Annotated in this window: 20 protein-coding genes; 4 read left to right on the top strand and 16 right to left on the bottom strand. The window is 69.9% G+C overall.

Annotated elements, in window-relative coordinates:
• Nucleotides 1–22 precede the first annotated feature (22 nt).
• A complete protein-coding gene (locus AB0B61_RS13925) occupies nt 23–1,219 on the bottom strand; it encodes a transposase (RefSeq protein ID WP_358431919.1) in 1,197 nt (398 codons plus the stop codon).
• 110 nt (nt 1,220–1,329) lie between these two features.
• Between AB0B61_RS13925 and AB0B61_RS13920 the strand changes: the two genes are divergently transcribed.
• Nucleotides 1,330–2,133: a purine-nucleoside phosphorylase gene (locus AB0B61_RS13920; protein ID WP_358431918.1), complete on the top strand. Its 804-nt coding sequence runs from the start codon at nt 1,330–1,332 to the stop codon at nt 2,131–2,133.
• Nucleotides 2,130–3,782, top strand: coding sequence for a phospho-sugar mutase (locus AB0B61_RS13915; RefSeq protein ID WP_358431653.1), 1,653 nt, complete (start codon nt 2,130–2,132; stop codon nt 3,780–3,782). The genes AB0B61_RS13920 and AB0B61_RS13915 overlap by 4 nt, the downstream gene beginning before the upstream one ends.
• A gap of 130 nt (nt 3,783–3,912) precedes the next feature.
• On the opposite strand, the gene AB0B61_RS13910 is transcribed toward AB0B61_RS13915, so the two are convergent.
• From AB0B61_RS13910 to AB0B61_RS13885, 6 genes are all read right to left on the bottom strand, one after another.
• Entirely contained in the window at nt 3,913–4,398 is a 486-nt protein-coding gene (locus tag AB0B61_RS13910; protein ID WP_358431651.1) for a GyrI-like domain-containing protein, read from the bottom strand.
• Between the two features lie 14 nt (nt 4,399–4,412).
• Nucleotides 4,413–5,432: a sigma-70 family RNA polymerase sigma factor gene (locus AB0B61_RS13905; RefSeq protein ID WP_358431650.1), complete on the bottom strand. Its 1,020-nt coding sequence runs from the start codon at nt 5,430–5,432 to the stop codon at nt 4,413–4,415.
• Nucleotides 5,393–6,211: a MerR family transcriptional regulator gene (locus tag AB0B61_RS13900; RefSeq protein ID WP_358431648.1), complete on the bottom strand. Its 819-nt coding sequence runs from the start codon at nt 6,209–6,211 to the stop codon at nt 5,393–5,395. Before AB0B61_RS13900 ends, AB0B61_RS13905 begins: the two co-directional genes overlap by 40 nt.
• Nucleotides 6,212–6,295: 84 nt before the next feature.
• Nucleotides 6,296–6,907 (bottom strand): PH domain-containing protein, encoded by a 612-nt coding sequence (locus AB0B61_RS13895; protein ID WP_358431647.1) that lies wholly within the window; start codon nt 6,905–6,907, stop codon nt 6,296–6,298.
• A complete protein-coding gene (locus AB0B61_RS13890) occupies nt 6,904–7,977 on the bottom strand; it encodes an adenosine deaminase (RefSeq protein WP_358431646.1) in 1,074 nt (357 codons plus the stop codon). Before AB0B61_RS13890 ends, AB0B61_RS13895 begins: the two co-directional genes overlap by 4 nt.
• Before the next feature lie 72 nt (nt 7,978–8,049).
• On the bottom strand, nt 8,050–8,595 hold the full coding sequence (locus AB0B61_RS13885) for a hypothetical protein (RefSeq protein ID WP_358431645.1): 546 nt from the start codon (nt 8,593–8,595) through the stop codon (nt 8,050–8,052).
• Nucleotides 8,596–8,777: 182 nt separating this feature from the next.
• Here AB0B61_RS13885 and AB0B61_RS13880 point away from each other — a divergent pair, with 182 nt between their 5' ends.
• Complete coding sequence (locus tag AB0B61_RS13880; protein WP_358431644.1) at nt 8,778–9,521, top strand: LysR substrate-binding domain-containing protein; 744 nt, start codon at nt 8,778–8,780, stop codon at nt 9,519–9,521.
• A 4-nt stretch (nt 9,522–9,525) separates the two neighbouring features.
• On the opposite strand, the gene AB0B61_RS13875 is transcribed toward AB0B61_RS13880, so the two are convergent.
• The 3 genes from AB0B61_RS13875 to AB0B61_RS13865 form a co-directional block, all read right to left on the bottom strand.
• Nucleotides 9,526–9,882, bottom strand: coding sequence for a cupin (locus AB0B61_RS13875; RefSeq protein ID WP_358431643.1), 357 nt, complete (start codon nt 9,880–9,882; stop codon nt 9,526–9,528).
• A 4-nt stretch (nt 9,883–9,886) separates the two neighbouring features.
• The gene (locus tag AB0B61_RS13870) at nt 9,887–10,582 is read right to left on the bottom strand and encodes a hypothetical protein (RefSeq protein WP_358431642.1); all 696 of its coding nucleotides are present in this window, start codon (nt 10,580–10,582) and stop codon (nt 9,887–9,889) included.
• Between the two features lie 115 nt (nt 10,583–10,697).
• On the bottom strand, nt 10,698–12,056 hold the full coding sequence (locus AB0B61_RS13865) for an MFS transporter (protein ID WP_358431641.1): 1,359 nt from the start codon (nt 12,054–12,056) through the stop codon (nt 10,698–10,700).
• Between the two features lie 135 nt (nt 12,057–12,191).
• On the opposite strand from AB0B61_RS13865, the gene AB0B61_RS13860 reads away from it, so the two are divergent.
• Nucleotides 12,192–12,578, top strand: coding sequence for a MarR family transcriptional regulator (locus AB0B61_RS13860; RefSeq protein WP_357650985.1), 387 nt, complete (start codon nt 12,192–12,194; stop codon nt 12,576–12,578).
• A gap of 40 nt (nt 12,579–12,618) precedes the next feature.
• Here the strand turns inward: AB0B61_RS13860 and AB0B61_RS13855 are convergent, their stop codons facing one another.
• The 6 genes from AB0B61_RS13855 to AB0B61_RS13830 form a co-directional block, all read right to left on the bottom strand.
• Nucleotides 12,619–13,893 carry a thymidine phosphorylase gene (locus AB0B61_RS13855; RefSeq protein WP_358431639.1) on the bottom strand — a complete coding sequence of 425 codons (1,275 nt, stop codon included), beginning with the start codon at nt 13,891–13,893 and terminating at the stop codon, nt 12,619–12,621.
• Nucleotides 13,894–13,898: 5 nt separating this feature from the next.
• Nucleotides 13,899–14,294: a cytidine deaminase gene (locus AB0B61_RS13850; protein ID WP_358431638.1), complete on the bottom strand. Its 396-nt coding sequence runs from the start codon at nt 14,292–14,294 to the stop codon at nt 13,899–13,901.
• Nucleotides 14,291–15,571, bottom strand: coding sequence for an ABC transporter permease (locus AB0B61_RS13845; RefSeq protein ID WP_358431637.1), 1,281 nt, complete (start codon nt 15,569–15,571; stop codon nt 14,291–14,293). The genes AB0B61_RS13850 and AB0B61_RS13845 overlap by 4 nt, the downstream gene beginning before the upstream one ends.
• Complete coding sequence (locus tag AB0B61_RS13840; protein ID WP_358431635.1) at nt 15,568–16,707, bottom strand: ABC transporter permease; 1,140 nt, start codon at nt 16,705–16,707, stop codon at nt 15,568–15,570. The genes AB0B61_RS13845 and AB0B61_RS13840 overlap by 4 nt, the downstream gene beginning before the upstream one ends.
• Nucleotides 16,707–18,314, bottom strand: a complete 1,608-nt coding sequence (locus AB0B61_RS13835; protein ID WP_358431633.1) for an ABC transporter ATP-binding protein — start codon at nt 18,312–18,314, stop codon at nt 16,707–16,709. Before AB0B61_RS13835 ends, AB0B61_RS13840 begins: the two co-directional genes overlap by 1 nt.
• Before the next feature lie 113 nt (nt 18,315–18,427).
• Nucleotides 18,428–19,507, bottom strand: a complete 1,080-nt coding sequence (locus AB0B61_RS13830) for a BMP family ABC transporter substrate-binding protein (RefSeq protein WP_358431632.1) — start codon at nt 19,505–19,507, stop codon at nt 18,428–18,430.
• Nucleotides 19,508–19,632: the final 125 nt, after the last annotated feature.

Here is a 19,632-nt window from a genome sequence, read left to right as displayed (position 1 = left end):
AAGTGGGGGATTCCAACGGTGTCTACTCCACGAGGAGGAGGTCACGCTGAGGTTCACGGTTCGCAGGCTCGCCCAGCGGCAAGCCTCCCCGCGCAGCCACCGCATGCCCTGCGGCGGTATCTCGGACATTCTTGGCCGCGTTCACGTCGGCGTTGTCCCGCCAACCGCAGGCGACACAGCAGAAGCGAGATTGGCTCTCTCTCGATTCCGCCGCGCGATGCCCACAGCCGTTGCAGGTCTGCGATGTGTAGCGCGGGTTAACCTTTCGGACGCGGCTCGGAGCCTTCTGCTCCAGCCGCTTCACCAGAGCACCCCACCCGTTGGCGAGGATGCCCCGATTCAGCCCGGCTTTCTGCCGGACGTTGCGGCCGGGCTCCTGCATGCTGCCCTTTGCCGACCTCGTCATGGCGGCGATCTTCAGGTCTTCCACTGCGATCACATCGAAGCGGCGGCCCAGGTCGGTGCTGGTCTTTTCCACCCAATCCTTGCGTCGGTCGCTCTCGCGGGCTCTCAATCGGGCGATCGCCTGCTTGACCCTGCCGCGCCGGTTGGATCCGCGCTTCGCCTTGGCCAGCTTGCGCCGCAGTCGCCGCAGGCGCGTCTGCTCTGCCTCGCGCAGGGCTGGCACAGTCAGCAGTTCGCCGGTGGACAAGGCCGCCGCCACCGTCACGCCCCGGTCCACGCCTACCACGGCGCCCGTCCCTGGTGCTGGGATCGGGTCAGGGATCGCGGCGAACGCGACATGCCAGCGGCCCAGCGCATCACGGGTGACCCGGTAGGACCTCACCCCCTCCGGCACAGCCCGCGACCAGCGAAAGCGGACCCAGCCGATCTTCGGCACTCGCAACTCGCCCACCCGCCGCGACAGGCGACGCACCTCACTCGTCTTCACCGCGACGATCCGAAAGCCCTCATCGCGGCCGCGCCTGCGCCAGGTCGGGCGGCGGTGCGTCTTGCCGAAGAAATTCGCCATCGCTTGGGCGAAGTCTTTCAACGCCTGCTGCTGCACGATGATCGACCCGGCACGCAGCCACTCGAAGGCCGCCCTCGCTTCGGTCAACTGGCGGCAGTGCTCGGCGAACCCCGGAGCGGACACGCGGCCTGCCTTCCAATGGGCGTGCTGCTCCACCGCCAGATTCCAGACGAATCGGGCATGCGCGCAGTGCTCCAGCAACGCTCTCTCTTGGCCAGGCGACGGCTGGAGGCGGTAACGGGACACGCCGATCAAACTACCGACTGTCACCGACAAAACCAGGAGACCATCGTGCCCGACCGTTCTACATTTCCTCGCTACCCGGACGGACGAGGCATCCACGCAGGAGGTGCATGGTGACCAACAACCCGTACACCCTGGCCAGAGCCGCCGCCGAGGCGCTGAAGGGCGCCTCCGGCCTCGACACCTTCGACGTCGCCCTCGTCATGGGGTCCGGCTGGGTGCCGGCCGCGGACGCGATCGGCGAGACGGTCACGGAGATCCCCTTCACCGACCTGCCCGGCTTCTCCGCTCCGGCCGTGGCCGGGCACGGCGGCAAGATCCGGATCCTCCGCACCCCCGGTGGGCGGCACGCGCTCGTCTTCCTCGGTCGCAGCCACCTCTATGAGGGGCGCGGTGTCGACTCCGTCGTCCACGGCGTACGCACCGCCGCCGCCGCGGGGGTCGGCACGATCGTGCTGACCAACGCGGCCGGCGGTCTGCGCCCCGAGACGCAGCAGGTCGGCGACCCGGTGCTGATCAGCGACCACATCAACATGACCGGGGCCAACCCGATCACCGGCACCACGTTCATCGACCTCACCGAGGTCTACTCGCGACGGCTGCGCGCGCTCGTCCAGGAGGTGGACCCGACCATCGCCGAGGGCGTCTACGTGGCCTTCCGCGGCCCCACCTACGAGACACCCGCCGAGATCCGCATGCTGCGCACGCTGGGCGGCGACATGATCGGCATGTCCACCGTCCTGGAGGCCATCGCGGCCCGTGAGGCCGGTCTCGAGGTGCTGGGCGTCTCCCTGGTCACCAACCCGGGGGCGGGGCTGGCGGACGCGCCGCTCGACCACGAAGAGGTCCTCCAGGTCGGCCGCGCGACGGCCGCCCGCATGGGCACCCTCCTGGCCAAGATCGTGGACCGTCTGTGACCACCACTGCTCGCACAGCCGCCGACCTGGTCCAGGCGGCCCGGCTCTGGCTGGCGCAGGATCCGGATCCCGAGACCCGGGCCGAGCTGTCCGCGCTGCTCGACTCCGGCGACGTCGAGGCGCTGCGTGACCGCTTCGGCGCCGGGCTCGAGTTCGGTACGGCCGGTCTGCGCGGTGAGCTGGGCGCGGGCCCCAACCGGATGAACCGGGTGACCGTCATGCGGGCCGCGGCCGGTCTGGCCCAGGTGCTCGGCCCCGGCAGGCACGTCGTCATCGGCTACGACGCCCGCCACAAGTCCGACGTGTTCGCCCGCGACACCGCGGCCGTGCTGACCGGCGCCCGGCTGCACGCCTCGCTGCTGCCCTGCCCGCTGCCGACGCCCATCCTCGCCTACGCCGTCCGCCACCTCGGCGCCGACGCCGGTGTGACGGTCACCGCCAGCCACAACCCGCCCCGTGACAACGGCTACAAGGTCTACTGGGGCGACGGCTCCCAGATCGTGCCGCCGATCGACGCCGAGATCTCCGCCGCCATCGCGGCAGTGGGCCGCGTCGACCAGTTGCCGCTCAACGCGCCCGGCACACTCACAGACCTGGGCGAGAGCATCATCGACGACTACATCGACGCGGTGCTCGCGCTGCCGCTCGGCGACGCCCGCGAGCTGCGGGTCGCCTACACGCCGCTGCACGGCGTCGGGTCGGGCACGCTGACCGGCGCGTTCCTGGCCGCCGGGTTCGAGACGCCGATGGCCGTCGAGGAACAGCGCAACCCCGACCCCGACTTCCCGACGGTGGCGTTCCCCAATCCGGAGGAACCTGGCGCGATCGACCTGGCCGTGGCACTGGCCAAGAAGATCAACGCCGATCTCGTCCTGGCGAACGACCCCGACGCCGACCGATGCGCCGTGGCCGTGCCGCTGGGCGACGGCTCCTGGCGCATGCTGACCGGTGACGAGGTGGGCGGCCTGCTGGCCGAGCACGTGATCACGCACACGTCCGGCGATCGCCTGGTGGCCACCACGATCGTCTCCTCGACGCTGCTGAGCAAGATCGCCGCCGCCCACGGCGTCCGCTACGGCGAGACGCTGACCGGCTTCAAGTGGATCATCAAGGCGGGCCCCGGGCTGGTCTTCGGCTACGAGGAGGCGATCGGCTACAGCGTCGGCTCCGACGCCGGGCTGCCGGTCCACGACAAGGACGGCATCGGCGCCGCCCTGACCGTGGCCGGCATCGCCGCGGCGGCCAAGCGCGCCGGGCGTACCCTGCTCGACCTGCTCGACGACCAGGCCCGACGCTACGGGCTGCACGCCACCGCGCAGCTGTCCGTCCGGGTCGAGGACCTGTCGCTCATCGCCGGGGCCATGGCCCGGCTGCGCGCCGACCCCCCGGCCGCGCTGGGCGGCCGGGCGGTCGAACGGGCCGACGACCTGAGCCTGGGTGACGGCGGGCTGCCGCCCACCGACGGGCTGCGGTACGTGCTGTCCGGCGACGCCCGGGTGGTGGTCCGGCCTTCGGGGACCGAGCCCAAACTCAAGTGCTACCTGGAGGTGGTCGTTCCGGTCATCGGCCCGGTGGGGGATGCCCGAACGCTGGCCGTACGAGAGCTTGACGCCCTGAAAACGGACGTCGGCGCCGCACTCGGCCTCTAGGCACCGCTTCAGGCGCTCGGCCTCCAGGCACCCGCCCCCTTACGCACCGACCCTCCGGCGCCGCCCCCTCCAGGCACCGCCCGCTCCGGCACCCGTCCCCTCGGGCGCCGGAGAGGGGGCGCCGGAGAGGTCAGGTCAGGCGGAACTCCAGGTCGGTGTCCCAGTTGTTGAGGTCGGGCTCGACGCGGGGATCCGTCTGGTAGAGCTCCAGGCGGCAGCCCCAGTGCTCGGTGTCGCCGTCTCGCGTCATGTCCCACTTGAGGCCCTGCTCGGCGCCCCAGGTCAGGAGGTTCTCGATGACGCCTCTGAGCTGGTCGGGGTGGCCGTGATGGCGTACCGTCGCGTAGCGTCCGGCCGGCAGGTGAGCGGCGAAGATGTCCCGCTCGCCGGCCACCGGGGCCGCCACCGGCACGCCCGCCTCGACCTCCAGCCGGTCGGCCGGCATGTCGATGGCGAGGTACCTGAGGAACGGCGCCCCGGCGGGTGCCACCCCGCGCTCGGCCAGCCACCCGATCAGCTCGCCGATGCGGTCGGCCACCAGGCCGAAGGTGGTCATACTGATGGTCCCGCGGACCCCCACGTAGGGGCGGTCGGGGTGGTCAATGATGTTCGGCATTGTTCTGCCCTCCTTCACTCACCTGTACGAGGCGGGCCCGCGAAACTCATCGGCAGGCCGAAGAGCGGGAACAGCCGCGTGTCCAGGTACGTGGTCGTCGCCCTGACCCGCTCTCCCGAGACCTCGACGACCAGCAGCGCGAACGGCTCGCCCCCCAGATACTGCCCGAACGCCGGGGAGCCGTTGGCCGTGCCCGCCGGCACCAGGCGTGAGCCGCCGCAGGGCGCGTCCGCCGCGAGCATGGCCTTGCGGATGTCCTCTCTGCCCCGCAGCCACCACGCGAACGGCGGCATCGACATCGTGGCGTCCTCGTGCAGCAGCGCGACGAGCCCCGACACGTCATACCGCTCGAACGCGTCCACATACCGCTCCAGCAACCGCCGGTCCACCTCGCCACCGCGGGCGGGCACCCCGGAAAGACCACCGCGGGCGGGCACCCCGGAAAGACCACCGCGGGCGGGCACCTCGGAAAGCGTCGCTCTGGCCCGCTGCAAAGCGCTGTTGACCGAGGCGACGCTGCCCTCCAGCAGCTCCGCCACCTCGGCCGCGCTCCAGCGCAGCACGTCGCGCAGGATCAGCACCGCCCGCTGCCGTGGTGGGAGGCGCTGCAGCGCGGCCACGAACGCCAGCCGTACCGTCTCCCTCTCGACGGCGAGCTCGGCCGGATCGGCGGTGAGCACCCGGCTGTCGGGGATCGGCAGGAGCCAGGCCTGGCCGGTCAGCGGCGGGCCCAGGTCGGGGCCCGGTGACCCGGCGGGGCCGAGGTCCATGGCCCGCGCCCGCCGCTGAGCGCCCCGCAGCATGTCGAGGCAGACGTTGGTGGCGATGTGGAAGAGCCACGAGCGGAGCGGCGCCCGGTCAGGGTCGTAGCGGTCGAGGGCGCGCCATGCCTTGACCAGCGCCTCCTGCACCGCGTCCTCGGCCTCGAACCCGGAGCCGAGCATCCGGTAGCAGTAACCGGTCAGCTCGGCACGGTGCCGCTCCAGCTCCTCCACTAGACCGGGGCCACCTCGATCTGGAGCTCCGTCACCCATTCGGCCAGGTCGTCCGGGCAGTGCAGGGAGATCTCCCTGGCCAGGCCGCTCGACCGGTAGCCGTTCGCCTCGATCCAGTGCGCCAGCGCCTGGAACGTCGGGCCCACCTCCTCCATCGGGCCGTGATGGATGATCGTCGCCGCCGTCTCGATGCGCGGCAAAGTGACGAACTGGACGTCGTACCCGTCCCGCTCTTCTGCCGTGAAGGGGAACGCGACGTGCACCATGACCGCGCCGTCGTCCTCGGGGATGTAGTACGCGATGCCGGGACCCGCTATGGCCACCCGCGCCGTCTCCAGCCGCCGGCAGAGCTCGACGAACAGCGGCTTGATGACCGGTCCGATGTCCTCGCCCTCGTAGCTGGCGGCCCGCGCGCTGAGTTCGGCGACCCTGGTCGCGGCGATCTCCTTGAGCACGACCTCATCCGTCTGCATGTGACCCTCCGTCTCGATGGTCCGGAGCCTCGCCTCGACGCCGCGCAGCCTGGCCAGGTCGGCGCTGATCCGCGCCTCCAGCTGGGCGCGGCGCAGGCGTACCATGCCGTGCAGTTCTTCCGTGCTGACCTTGTCGTCGAGGATCGCCCTGACCTGCTCCAGCGTGAAGCCGAGGTCCTTGATCGCGACGATGCGGTTGAGCCTGGACAGCTGCGCCGCCTGGTATGAGCGGTAGCCGGTGGCCGGGTCCACGTGCGCGGGGCGCAGCAGCCCGATCGCGTCGTAGTGGCGCAACATGCGCACGGACACGAGCCCGAGCCTGGCGAAGTCTCCGATACTGAACATGACCTCTCCAGGTGTAGGGCCTGACACGGTGTCAGGGTCAACAACCTCGGCTGGTCAGCCCATCACGACCGTGGCTTGACCGGGTCAGCCGATCACGACCGCCATCACCACGAGCGCGATCGCCGCGGCCAGCACCGCGAACGAGTCGATCGCCCAGCTGGCGCGGGCGGGCGGGGCCTCCACATCGCGGCGGCGGGCCGACTCCGCCCGCTCGGTGATCTGCTGCCCCACCCAGTCGGCGTGCGTCTTCCCGGCGAACGCCTCCGCGGCGGCCTGCTCCGCCTTGCTCAGCGTTGGCTCGGTCTTGAAGCGACCGCGTTCCTGCCTCGGCGCGGCCCGGCGCTGCGCCCTGGCCCGCTCGCGCGCCGTGCTCATCGGCGTCCACAGCCGCAACACCTGCTCGGCGCCGTAGCGGACGTTGATGGTGTGGGAGACCACCACGTCGTTCACCGAGGCCCAGGGCACGAACGTCGAGCGGAGCGGGTTGCGCCCCACCAGCCCCTCCTCGGTCACCACGGTCGCGGGGCGGAGCGCGACCAGGTAGACCACGGCGGTCAGCGCGCCCAGCACGGCGCCCGCCACCAGCGAGGGCTTGCCGTTGTAGCGGGCGGTCAGATCCCAGATGTTGAAGGCGACGAACGCCAGCCACACCCAGCCGAGCACGAAGGCGGTCTTGGAACGGTAGGTCTCTTTCACGACTGCCACTTCATCCGCGCGAATCCAGGCTTGATCACACCGTTGATCAGCGCCAGCCGCTCATCGAACGGGATGAACGCCGACTTCATCGCATTGACCGTGAACCACTGCAGATCATCCCAGCCATAGCCGAACGCCTCCACCAGCTTGTCGAACTCCAGCGACACGCTGGTGCCGCTCATCAGCCGGTTGTCGGTGTTGACCGTCACCCTGAAGTGCAGGCGGCGCAGCAGCCCGATCGGGTGCTCGGCGATGGAGTCGGCGGCTCCGGTCTGCAGGTTGGAGGTGGGGCACATCTCCAGGGGGATGCGCTTGTCGCGGACGTACGCGGCCAGGCGGCCCAGCTTGGCCGAGCCGTCGTCCGACACCGAGATGTCGTCGATGATCCGCACCCCGTGCCCGAGCCGATCGGCGCCGCACCACTGGATGGCCTGCCAGATCGACGGCAACCCGAAGGCCTCGCCCGCGTGGATCGTGAAGTGCGCGTTCTCCCGCTGCAGGTATTCGAACGCGTCGAGGTGCCTGGTGGGCGGGTAACCCGCCTCGGCCCCGGCGATGTCGAAGCCCACCACCCCGCCATCCCGATAACGCACGGCCAGCTCGGCGATCTCCATCGACCGCGCCTGATGCCGCATCGCGGTCAGGAGCGTGCCGACCTTGATCCCGCGCCCCTCGGAGCCCTGCCGGAACCCGTCCAGCACCGCCTCGACCACCTGATCGAGGCTGAGCCCCGTAGTGGTGTGCTGCTCGGGCGCGAAGCGCACCTCGGCGTAGACGACCCCGTCGGCCGCCAGATCCTCGGCGCACTCGGCGGCGACGCGGGTCAGTGCCTCGCGCGTCTGCATGACGCCGACGGTGTGCTGGAAGGTCTCCAGGTAGCGTTCGAGCGAGCCCGAGTCGGCCGCCTCCTCGAACCACTGCCGAAGCTCGTCCGCGTCGGTCGTGGGCAGTTCGCCGTAGCCGGAGTCGCGAGCCAGCTCGACGATGGTCTCGGCCCGCAGGCCGCCGTCGAGGTGGTCATGCAGCAGCACCTTGGGCGCCCGTCGGATCTCGTCAAGCGTGGGCCTCATCCGCCCATGATATGCGTCTTCCACCGACGAACTCCCGGCGCCAACTGGGCGGACATCGGCCCGTGTCGCCGATCACCTCACGGCGGTCAGGATCGCGTCGAACTTCTTGGTGAGCTTGGTGGCGGTGGTCTCGTCGGCGTTCACGAAATAGACGTTCACCAGCCGGTCAACGCTCTCCACCAGCCCCTCCACCACGGCGCCGTCACGATCGCACACGACCGCGCCGGCGGCGGCCGCCGATTCGCGCACCTTGCCGTCGTACCCGGTGCACGACTCGGTGAATTCCTGACGAACGGCGGCGACGTCCTTCCCGCCGACGGTGTCGGTCCTCAGCACCAGCGGATCCGACCCCGCCTGCGGAGCGTCCGCCGCCGTGTAGAGACACACGCTCGCCTTGACCGATTCGAGGGTCTCCAGCGGGTGGTCGTCCCTCTTCTCCTTCAGCTCCCAGCTCAGCGACGTGGCCTTGGAGAGCTCTTCCACGGTGAGCGAGCAGCCGCCCGTCGGCTTGGGGTTGCCGCCTTTGGCCGTTTCCGCCTGGGGTTTACATGCGGCGAGCAGCACAGCGGCGATGGCTAAGCCGAGCATGTACGCGCGAGCGGCGGTCGGACGTGTCATGGCGGAGCCTCCAGATCCCTTGGGCGCCCCGGCATCCGGTGTGCTCCCACATCACGTGCTTTCAGCCCATTAATAGAGGCATCGGCTTACAACGCTCTTGATCAACGCTTGCCGCTCGTAGGACGCCGGGCGTTCATCGCCTGCTCCCCCTGCCGGGATAGCGTGCGCCCGGGAGGCCGCACGTGGAACTTCGTCATCTGAACTCCTTTCTGGCGATCGCCGAGGAACTGCACTTCGGCCGGGCCGCCGCCCGGCTCCACCTGTCGCAGCCGTCACTGAGCCAGCATCTGCAGCGACTGGACCGCTCGGTCGGGGTCGAGCTGGTCTCGCGCAATTCGCACGAGGTGCGGCTCACCCCCGCCGGCGAGGTGTTCCGCGACCGCGCGCAGGACATCGTCACCCGGGTACGGGGCGCCGCACAGGCCGCCAGGGCCGCTGCGGCCGGGCGGGCGGGCACCGTGCGGGTGGGCTACAACTTCCCGGCCGGGCAGCGCGTACTGCCGGCCACGCTGGCCGCCCCGAACGCCCGGCATGCGGAGATCGACCTGGAAATGGTGGAGATGCGCACCGGGCCGCAGCTGACCGCGCTCGCCGAGGGCAGGCTCGACGTCGCGATGGTCTACGGCAAGCCGCCCGCCACCGGCCTGCGCAGCCGCCACCTGCTGCGGGTGCCGCTGGTGGCGGTGGTCGGCCAGCGGCACCACTGGGCGGGACGTGACCGGGTGCCGTTCGCGGAGCCGGCCGGGGAGTCCTGCATCCTGTTCGACCGGACGCAGTCCGCGGCGATGTACGACGCGATCTTCTCGGCGGCCGTGACCAGCGGTATCCAGCTGACCGTGGCGGAGGAGGTGAACGACCCGCAGGCGACCGCGATCATCGCCGCGATCAAGCCGATGGTCGGATTCGCCTCCGCGCTGCGCGGCTGATCGGTCAATCCTCGGCGCGGTTGGCCCCGTCCGGGGAGAAGGCGGGCAGGCAGACGGCGATGTACTCGGCGCCGTCCGGGCCGGTGCTGTAGCGGATCTTCTCGCCCGGGTCCGTGACGATGGACTGGCCCGCCGTGACCTCGGTCGTGCCGTTGGCGTGCTCGACCAGGAGCGTGCCGCGCAGGACGACGGTGTATTCGGTGAACGAGGGCGTTTGGGCGGGCTCGTCCCAGCCGGGCGGGGCGACCATGTGGGCGATGGAGACCGCCTCGTCGCCGCTGTTGACGCGGCCTACGTGCTCCTCGATGAGCTTGCCGCCGGGCACCGGGATGCGGGTTGCCGCTTCGATCTTTCTAACCACCAGGTCAGTGTGCCACGTCGATGACGAGCCGGTCGGGATCGGACTGCTCCTTCAGCTCGAACGCCGCCTGATGGTTGAGCACGAGGCCGACGCCGACGCGCCCCTCGAAGTCGCCGGTCTTGACCACGTGCGTCACGTTGCCGAGGTTGGCCGGGAAGATGGGGCCGCCCTTCCAGGTGGGCCGGCCTTTGGCGTCGTGGGCGTCGGCGGGCGCGAGGATGAGCTGGAGGTACGCGCCGCCGGGGAGGTCGAAGGGCTCGCCTGAGCCGTCCTGCAGCAGCTTGTCCACCCATTTGACGTTGTAGCCGGGCATGGAGCCCTTGAGGTCGATCACCACGCGGTCATAGGTGTCGTGGGCGGCGTAGCGGACGGCCAGCACGACGGCCGGGTCGTCGATGTGGTGCTGTACGTCCACCTCGACCGTGCTCGTCGGCGCCGCCCCCCGCGTGCCCGTGTCGACAGAGATGGAGGACGAGGACGAGGAGGTGGAAGTGGAGGTGGAGGTCCGGCCGTTCGACCTCGGTGGAGTAGCCACCCTGGGCGGGAGGGTGGGCTCGGCTGACGCTCTCGTGGTCGCGCCGCTCCCAGCGCCGCCCGGCGGGGCCGTAGCGCACGCGGTCAGTACGACGAGACAGGCCAGAGCGGCGGCGTGGGCCGGGCGGCGGCGCGACGGATGCCCGAGCGCGGGTGGCGGGCGCATGCCAGATTGATTCCCCAGTTCAGAGGACCACAAGCGGCGAGCGGATGAGATACGCGAGAAGGCCCCGCGCGGTACGCGACCGCGCGGGGCCCTGCCAACGAATCGGATGTACAGGTCAGACCGTCTCGTACACCTTCGCCTCTTCCTGCGGGGCCGCAACCGGCTTGCGCACGCGCAGCCCGGTGGCCGAGATCGCCACCCCGACGAGCGCCAGCACCAGCGACACCACGATCGCCGAGCGGAGCGACTCGATCGACAGGGTGGTGCCGTTCGAGGTCAGCACCGCCGAGACCACGGCGAGCACGATCGCGCCGCCCACCTGGCCGGAGGTGTTGAGCAGCCCGGAGGCCAGCCCCTGCTCGTCGTCGCTCACGCCGTTCGTGGCCTGGATGTTCAGCGGCGCGAACGACAGCGCGAACGCGATGCCCAGCAGCAGCATGCCGGGAATGACCAGACCGCCCAGGCTGGGGTGCTCGTCGATGCCCAGGAACATCGCGTAGCCACCGGCCAGCGCGGCCGCGCCGATGATGGTCAGCTTGGTGGTGCCGAACCTGTCGGCGAAGTCGCCCATCTTGGTCGAGGTGATCGCGACGAGCACCCCGGCGGGCAGGAACGCCAGCGCGGTGCCCAGAGCCGACCAACCGAGCAGGTTCTGGAAGTACTGCATGGCCACGAACTGGAAGGCCACGTAGGAGCCCATCAGGATGAGCAGCCCCAGGTTCGCCCGGACGAGCGAGCCGGAGCGCAGGATGCCCAGCCGGACCAGCGGGTGCCTCATCCGCAGTTCGGCGAAGACGAACAGGCCGAGCAGCGCGGCGACGGCGACCAGCGAGCCGATCGTGCGCAGCGAGGTCCAGCCTGCCTCGGGCGCCTGGACGACGGTGAAGACGAGCAGCAGCATGGAGGCGGTGATCAGCACGGCGCCGATCAGGTCGTGGCCGCCTTCGGCCCGCTCCTCCTCGCCACGCGGCAGCACCCTGAGCGCGGCGATCAGCGCGATGATCGCGACCGGCACCGGCATCAGCAGCGTCCACCGCCAGCCGATCTCGGTCAGCAGGCCGGACAGCACCAGCCCGAGCGAGTAACCACTGGCGCCACACGCGGTGAAGATGCTGAGCGCCTTGTTGCGCTCAGGCCCCTCGGGAAACGTGGTGGTGATGATCGAAAGGGCGGCCGGCGCGGTGAAGGCGGCGCCCACCCCCTTGATGAACCTGGCCGCGATCAGCAGAGCGCCGTCGTCCACCAGACCACCGAGCAACGACGCCACGGCGAAGACACCCAGCGCGACCAGGAACACCCTGCGTCGCCCGAGCAAGTCGGCGGTCCTGCCGCCCAGCAACAGAAGACCGCCATAACCGAGCACGTAGCCGCTGACAACCCACTGCAGAGAAGAGGTAGAAAGGCCCAGGTCGTGCTGGATGGCGGGCAGCGCCACGCCGACCATCGACACGTCAAGGGCGTCAAGGAAGATCACTGCACAGAGCACGGCGAGCGCGCCCCAACGGGATGAGTGAGAGGACATGAGTCAGTACACTACATGCATCCGCATCTAATGCAAACGCATTTAATTCCGTTGCATCAGTTTTAGCGAAGTGGTAACCTCCGCGACATGGACGAGGAGTTCGTGGTCGGGACCTGGCACTACGTCCTGGCGAAACACGCCAAGGCGATGTGCTCGCTGGAACGCGAGCTGGGTGACAAGCACGGCCTGGGGCCGAGCGAGTTCGAGGTGCTGGACCGGATCGTCCATCACGACAAGAAGCTCCGGATCCAGGAGCTCTGTGACGAGGTTCACCTGAGCCAGAGCGCGCTGTCCAGGGTCGTGGCGCGGCTGGAGAAGGCTCAGCTGGTCTCGCGGGGGGTGTGCGACCAGGACCGCCGTGGCGTCTTCGTCTGCATCACCGAGGCGGGGAGAGCGCGCCACAAGGAGGCTCTCCCGACGCAGCGCGCCGTCCTCGCCGACATCTTCGCCGACGCGCCCGTCCTCGTACGCTGAGGCTGCGGCACAGAGCGCCGACGCCGCCGGCGCCCGTCTACTAGGCCGTGATCCGGTCGAGCACCAGAGGCAGCACCTCGGCGCTGCCTGTCCCGACCTCGTAGCCGCCCTGCAGCGCCGCCAAGGCCCGCTCGAAACGACCCGTCTCGTCCGCGTGCAGCGTCATCAGCGGCTGCCCCTCGCGTACGAGGTCACCCGGCTTGGCATGCAGCACGATGCCCGCCCCGAACGACACCGGATCCTCCTTACGAGCCCGCCCCGCCCCCAACCGCCAGGCGGCCAGGCCGACGGCATAGGCGTCCAGGCGCGACAGGACTCCTGAGGCGGGCGCCTCGACCACCATGGTCTCCGCCGCCCTGGGCAGGATCGCGTCCGGGTCGCCGCCCTGGGCGGTGATCATCCGGCGCCAGGCGTCCATGGCCGAGCCGTCCGCCAGCGCCCGCGCCGGGTCAGGGCCGGAGATCCCGGCCGCCTCCAGCATCTCCCGCGCCAGCCGTACGGTCAGCTCCACGACGTCCGGCGGCCCGCCGCCCGCCAGGACCTCGACCGACTCCTCGACCTCCAGGGCATTGCCCACAGCGCGGCCCAGGGGACGGTCCATGGCGGTCAGCAGGGCGACCGTGCGCACGCCCGCGTCGGTGCCCAGCGCGACCATCGTCTCGGCCAGCTCGCGGGCCCGCTCCGGCGTCTTCATGAACGCGCCCGAGCCCACCTTGACGTCGAGCACCAGCGACCCGGTGCCCTCGGCGATCTTCTTCGACATGATCGACGACGCGATGAGCGGGATCGACTCGACCGTGCCCGTGACGTCGCGCAGGGCGTACAGCTTCTTGTCGGCGGGGGCCAGGCCCGAGCCGGCGGCGCAGACGACCGCGCCCGCCGAGCGCAGCACCGAGAGCATCTCGTCGTTGGACAGCGAGGCCCGCCAGCCGGGGATCGACTCCAGCTTGTCCAGCGTGCCGCCCGTGTGGCCGAGGCCGCGGCCCGACAGCTGCGGGACATAGGCGCCGCACGCGGCCACCAGCGGGGCGAGCGGCAGCGTGATCTTGTCGCCGACGCCGCCGGTGGAGTGCTTGTCGGCGGTGGGCCGGTCCAGCGCGGACCAGTCCATTCGCTCGCCCGAGCGGATCATCGCCTGCGTCCAGCCGGCGATCTCGCGCCGGTTCATGCCGTTCAGCAGGATGGCCATGGCCAGCGCGGACATCTGCTCGTCGGCGACCGCGCCGCGGGTGTAGGCGTCGATCACCCAGTCGATCTGGGCGGCCGTCAGCTCGCCACCGTCCCGCTTGGCGACGATGACTTCGATGACGTCCATGGACATCAGGCCGACCTCGACAGATCGTCGGGGCCGAAGGCGTAGGGCAGGATCTCGGCCATCCGCTTCGGCCCGTCCACGGTCTCGACCAGCAGCTCCTCGCCGCCGAACTCGAAGAGCAGCTGCCGGCAACGCCCGCACGGCATCAGCAGCTCACCGTGGCCGTCCACGCAGGTGAAGGCCACCAGCCGGCCGCCGCCCGAGGAGTGCAGCGCCGAGACCAGGCCGCACTCGGCGCACAGGCCCAGGCCGTAGGAGGCGTTCTCGACGTTGCAGCCGGTGATGACGCGGCCGTCGTCCACCAGCGCCGCCGCGCCGACGGGAAACTTGGAGTAGGGCGCGTACGCGTTGTGCATGGCCTCGACGGCCTCCGTGCGCAGGCCGTCCCAGTCGACGTTCAATGCTGTTCCCCCCGGCGATAGCGCACGCCGTCGGCCTTGGGCATCCGCAGTCGCTGCGAAGCCACCAGGAGCACGAGCAGCGTGAGCACGTGTGGTGTGATGAAGACGAATTCGTTCGGCAACTTGTCGACGGTCAGCCACAGCCAGATCAGCACGATCGTGCCCGCGGCGGCCGCCGCGATCAGGTTGTACTCCCTGGCGCCCCTGGTGACCATCTCCGCCGGCTGGCCGGACGACAGCAGCGCGCGCACCTTGGTGCCGATGTAGATGAGCAGCAGGATGGCGCCGAACAGGAAGAACGCCGTCACGGCCCCGGAGCTGCGCAACTGCAGGCCGCTGGCGTAGCCGAACAGCGAGGCGCCCGCGGCCAGCCCGCCGGGCCGCCAGTTGCCGAAGATCATGGCGGCCAGGCCGATGAACCCGCGGCCGGCCGTCTGGCCCTCGACGTACTTGGTGGAGATGAAGACCAGGAACACGCCGCCGAGCCCGGCGAACGCGCCGGAGATGACGACGGCCACGTACTTGATCAGGTAGACGTTCACGCCCAGCGACTCGGCCGCCCACGGGTTCTCGCCCGCCGAGCGCAGCCGCACGCCGAACGCCGTGTGCCAGAGCACGAAAAAGGTCAGCGGGAGCAGCAGCACGGCCAGGATGACCAGCACGTTCACCTCGTGGGTGAGCCCGCGCAGGATGCCCGCGACGTCGGAGATCAGGAACCAGTGGGTGCGCTCCAGGCTGCCGAGCCAGTCGGGGCCCGACGAGAACAGCGGCAGGCTGGGCTCGGGCGCCTCCGACGACATGGCCGGCGAGGTGGTGATGCCCGCGCCCGCCGCGGCCGCGCGGGTGCCCTCTCCGTAGAGGACCTCCGACAGGAAGCGGGTGATGCCGGGGCCGAGCAGGTTGATGGCGACGCCGCTGATGATGTGGTCGACGCCGAACGTCACGGTCGCGACCGCGTGGATCAGCCCGCCGAGCGCGCCCGCGATCAGCCCGGCGACCAGCGCGGCCATGAACCCCCACTGGTATCCGGCCCAGCCGGCGAACCAGGTGCCGAGCACCATCATGCCTTCGAGGCCGATGTTGACCACGCCCGCCCGCTCGGCCCAGAGACCGCCCAGCCCGGCCAGGCCGATCGGCACCGCCAGCAGCAGGGCGGCGTTGAACGTGCCGGACGAGGTGATGTCGTTTTGCCCGGAGACGACGCGGACCACCGACATGACCAGAATGAGCACGGCCACGCCGATGAGCGCCAGGTGATACCGGCTGACCTTTGTCATGCTGTCACCTCAACGGGAGTGTTCCTGCCGAGCTGCTGAGCGGCCCGCCGTTCCTCGCGCCGCAGCGCGATCCTGCCGGTGATCTCGTTGGCGATGACCACCAGCAGCACGATCGTGCCCTGCATGATCATGATGACCGACGGCGGCACGTCGGCGAACTGCAGCGGACCCTGCGCCCGGTCCAGGAAGCCGAACAGCAGCGCCGCGATCGCGATGCCACCAGGTTTGTTCCGGCCGAGCAACGCCACGGCGATGCCCAGGAAGCCCAGGCCCGGAGTGAAGTTGGAGCCGAAGGAGTGCTTGTCGCCGAGGATCTCCGGCATGCCGATCAGCCCGGCGATCGCGCCGGAGAGCACCATCGCGGAGATGACCATCTTCTTCGGGCTGACGCCGGAGGCCAGCGCGGCCGAGGCGTTGAGGCCGCTGGCCTTGACCTCGAAGCCGAACCGGGTCCGCTCCAGCAGCACCCAGAGCCCGATGCCCAGCAGGACGGCCACCAGGAGGAAGCCCCACAGACCGCCGCCACGGGGCGCGGGCAGCCTGAACATCTCGAACAGGACGTTGAGGTTGGGGAACCAGGCCGACTCGGGCAGCGCGGGCGTCGTGGTGGTGAGCACGCCCTTGGCGCGCTCCCCCGTGAAGGGACCGCGGACGAGGAAGGCGGCCAGGTTGATCGCGATGTAGTTCAGCATGATCGTGGAGATGACCTCGTTCACCCCCCTCGTCACCTTCATCACGGCGGGGATCAGCGCGTAGAAACCGCCCACGACCATCGCCACCACGATGATCACCGGGATCTGGATCCAGGCGGGCGCCACGAACGTGGAGCCGACGTACGCGGCGCAGATGGCCGCGATGCGGTATTGGCCCTCGACGCCGATGTTGAAGAGGTTCATGCGGAAGCCGACGGCCACGGCCAGGCCCGCGATGTACAGCGGCACGGCCCGGTTGAGCATGGTCGTGATGCCGTTGACCACCGCCCGCTCGGTCTCGCCGAAGTCGAAGAAGGCGGCGAACGCGGCCTCGGGGCTGGCCCCGGCCGCGATGATCGCGACGCTGGAGATCAGGATCGCCAGGATGATGGCCGCGATGGCGCCGGCGACGGTCAGTAGCGCCCGGTAGAGCCCGGCGGGCATCACGTCTCCTCAGTGCTGGTGATGGCGCCGGTCATGTAGCCGCCCAACCGCTCGGGTGTGACGTCGGACGGGTCGAGGCGGGCGACGAGCCGCCCGCCGTAGATCACCCGCAGCGTGTCGGACAGGCCGATGAGCTCGTCGAGGTCGGCCGAGATCAGGAGTACGGCCAGGCCCGCGGCCCTGGCGTTGCGTAGGTGGTCCCAGATCGCGGCCTGGGCGCCCACGTCGACGCCGCGGGTGGGGTGTGCGGCGATGAGGAACTTCGGCTCGCCGCTCATCTCCCGCCCGACGATCAGCTTCTGCTGGTTGCCGCCCGACAGGGCCAGCGCCAGCGTGTCGACGCTCGGTGTGCGGACGTCGTAGTCCTTGACGATGCGTTCGGTGTCGGCCTTGGAGGCGCGCCGGTTGACCCAGATGCCCTTGCGCGCGGGCGGTCTGGTCTGGTGGCCGAGCACCCGGTTCTCCCAGAGCGAGGCCTCCAGCAGCAGACCTTGGCGGTGGCGATCCTCGGGGATGTAGCCGATGCCCGACTCGCGGCGTTTGAGGGTGGACCAGGTGCTGATGTCGGCGCCGTCGAGCGAGATGTCGCCGTGCACGGGCCGCATGCCCATGATGGCCTCGATCAGCTCGGACTGGCCGTTGCCCTCAACCCCGGCGATGCCCAGGATCTCGCCCTTGTGGATCTCGAACGACACGTCGTCGAGGAGCAGCCGGCGGCCCTCCGCGCGGAGTTTCTCCACGTACAGGGGGATCGAGGCGCCCTTGGGCACCGGGCGGAAGCCGTCGGCCTCCATGGTCAGCCCGGACACCGTCAGCGCCGGCTCGTCGGTCACCGTGGACTCGCGGGTCTCGGGCGTGGGCAGCTCGCTGCCGACCATGAGCTCGGCCAGCTGCCGCGCCGTGACATCGGCGGGGTCGACGCTGGCGACCGTGGTGCCGCGCCGGATCACGGTGATCGCGTCGGCGATGCTGAGCACCTCGTCGAGCTTGTGGGAGATGAAGATGACCGTCAGCCCCTCGGCCTTGAGCTCGCGCAGGTTGTCGAAGAGCTCGTCGACCTCCTGGGGTACGAGCACCGCGGTCGGCTCGTCGAGGATCAGGATGCGCGCGCCACGGTAGAGGACCTTGAGGATCTCCACTCGCTGCCGGTCACCGACGCCGAGATCCTCCACCAGCCGGTCGGGATCCACCCGCAGGCCATGGCCGGCGGCCAGCTCGCTGATGCGCGCGCGGGCCCCGGCGGAGTCGAGCCGGCCGCCCTTCTTCGGCTCGGCGCCGAGGACGATGTTCTCCAGCACGGTGAAGTTGTCGGCCAGCATGAAGTGCTGGTGGACCATGCCGATGCCCGCGTTGATGGCGTCGCTCGGCGTGCGGAAGGCCACTTCCACACCGTTCACCTTGATCGTGCCCTCGTCCGGCTTCTGCATGCCGTAGAGGATCTTCATCAGGGTGGACTTGCCCGCGCCGTTCTCCCCCACGATCGCGTGCACCGTGCCGGGTTCGACGGTGATGCGGATGTCATGGTTGGCGACGACGCCGGGGAAGCGTTTGGTGATGCCCTCCAGCTCGACGGCGGGTTGCACCGCGGCGAGGGTGTCGGCGTTCACAGATCGCTCACCGCTCCTCAATCGCTCCGCTCACTGGTGTCTCCAAGAGCGGATAGGCCGAAGGCCCGGGGTCGGTCTGGACTCCGGGCCCTCGGTCAACGTTCCTACCTCAATTACGGCTTGGACGGAACCGTGATTTTGCCGTCGATGATGTCCTGCTTCGCGGCGTCCAGCTTGTCCTTGATGTCGTCGATCTCGCCACCGGTGGTGGCCAGGCCCACGCCGTCGACCTTGAGGTCGTAGATGGTGTTGCTGCCACCCTTGGCGCCGCCCTGGAACGCCTTGACGAACTCGAACACGCCGACGTCCACGCGCTTGAGCATGGAGGTCATGATGACCGACTGCAGGTCGCTCTCCTTGACCGTCTGGCGCTGGTCGGAGTCGACGCCGATGGCCTTCTTCTTGGCCGCGGCCGCCGCCTGGAACACGCCCAGGCCCGAGTCGCCGGCGGCGTGGTAGACGATCTCCGCCCCGTCCTGGTACATCTTCTCGGCCGCGACCTTGCCCTTGTCGGGGGCCTTGAAGCCGCTGAAGTCACCGTCGGGGCTGAGGTACTTGACGTCGATCTTGGCGTCCTTCTTGACCGACTTCACACCGGCCTCGAAGCCCGCCTGGAACTTCTTGATCAGGTCGTTCTCGACACCGCCGACGAAGCCGACGTGGCCGCTCTTGGCCTTGGTCGCCGCGGCGACACCCGCCAGGTAGGAGCCCTGCTCCTCGGCGAACAGCAGGCCGGTGACGTTGGCCGCGTTCGAGGCGGAGTCGACGACCGCGAACTGGATCTCCGGGTATTCCTCGGCCGTCTTCTTGATGTCGTCGCCGTAGGCGAAGCCGACGCCGATGATCGGGTTGTAGCCCGCGTCGGCCAGCTGGCGGAGGAGCTCGCCGCGGTTGGAGCCGTCGGCCGCGGGACTCAGCTCCTTGATGTCGGCCTTGAGGTCCGTCTTGGCCTTCTCCAGGCCCGCGTAGGCGGCGTCATTGAAGGACTTGTCGCCACGGCCGCCGACGTCGAAAGCGAGGCCGACCTTGAGGGCGCCGGACTTCGGCGCCTCACTGCTGGCCCCGGAGGTCGGCGCCGCGCTGGACGTGGCGTCGCTTCCCGTGCCGCCGCTGCCGCCACAGGCCGCGGCCGCCATCAGCATGGCACCCGCTATCGAACCGGCCGCCATCCTGCCGAATCGCTTGCTGAGCAAGGCGACTCCTTTCCATTTCCCCGCCGTCAAACTTCGTCGCAGGCGCGAAGAAATGTACGGCAACCCTGCACGGAAGATAGTTGGTTGACCAGGGCGGACAAAACCGGCGCACAGGGTCGCAACCG

Origin of the sequence: Nonomuraea sp. NPDC049158 (assembly GCF_040648335.1) — a bacterium.
Lineage (GTDB): Bacteria > Actinomycetota > Actinomycetes > Streptosporangiales > Streptosporangiaceae > Nonomuraea.
Note: the sequence above shows the minus strand (reverse complement) of the source record. Positions and strands in the feature narration are given on the sequence as shown.

Excerpts from the sequence above, each read along its gene's own strand:
- AB0B61_RS13910 (WP_358431651.1), bottom strand. The coding sequence starts at position 4,398 with ATGCCGAACATCATTGACCACCCCGACCGCCCCTACGTGGGGGTCCGC.
- AB0B61_RS13905 (WP_358431650.1), bottom strand. The coding sequence starts at position 5,432 with ATGGGTGACGGAGCTCCAGATCGAGGTGGCCCCGGTCTAGTGGAGGAG.
- AB0B61_RS13900 (WP_358431648.1), bottom strand. The coding sequence starts at position 6,211 with ATGTTCAGTATCGGAGACTTCGCCAGGCTCGGGCTCGTGTCCGTGCGC.
- AB0B61_RS13890 (WP_358431646.1), bottom strand. The coding sequence starts at position 7,977 with ATGAGGCCCACGCTTGACGAGATCCGACGGGCGCCCAAGGTGCTGCTG.
- AB0B61_RS13885 (WP_358431645.1), bottom strand. The coding sequence starts at position 8,595 with ATGACACGTCCGACCGCCGCTCGCGCGTACATGCTCGGCTTAGCCATC.
- AB0B61_RS13870 (WP_358431642.1), bottom strand. The coding sequence starts at position 10,582 with ATGCGCCCGCCACCCGCGCTCGGGCATCCGTCGCGCCGCCGCCCGGCC.
- AB0B61_RS13860 (WP_357650985.1), top strand. The coding sequence starts at position 12,192 with ATGGACGAGGAGTTCGTGGTCGGGACCTGGCACTACGTCCTGGCGAAA.
- AB0B61_RS13855 (WP_358431639.1), bottom strand. The coding sequence starts at position 13,893 with ATGGACGTCATCGAAGTCATCGTCGCCAAGCGGGACGGTGGCGAGCTG.
- AB0B61_RS13845 (WP_358431637.1), bottom strand. The coding sequence starts at position 15,571 with ATGACAAAGGTCAGCCGGTATCACCTGGCGCTCATCGGCGTGGCCGTG.
- AB0B61_RS13840 (WP_358431635.1), bottom strand. The coding sequence starts at position 16,707 with ATGCCCGCCGGGCTCTACCGGGCGCTACTGACCGTCGCCGGCGCCATC.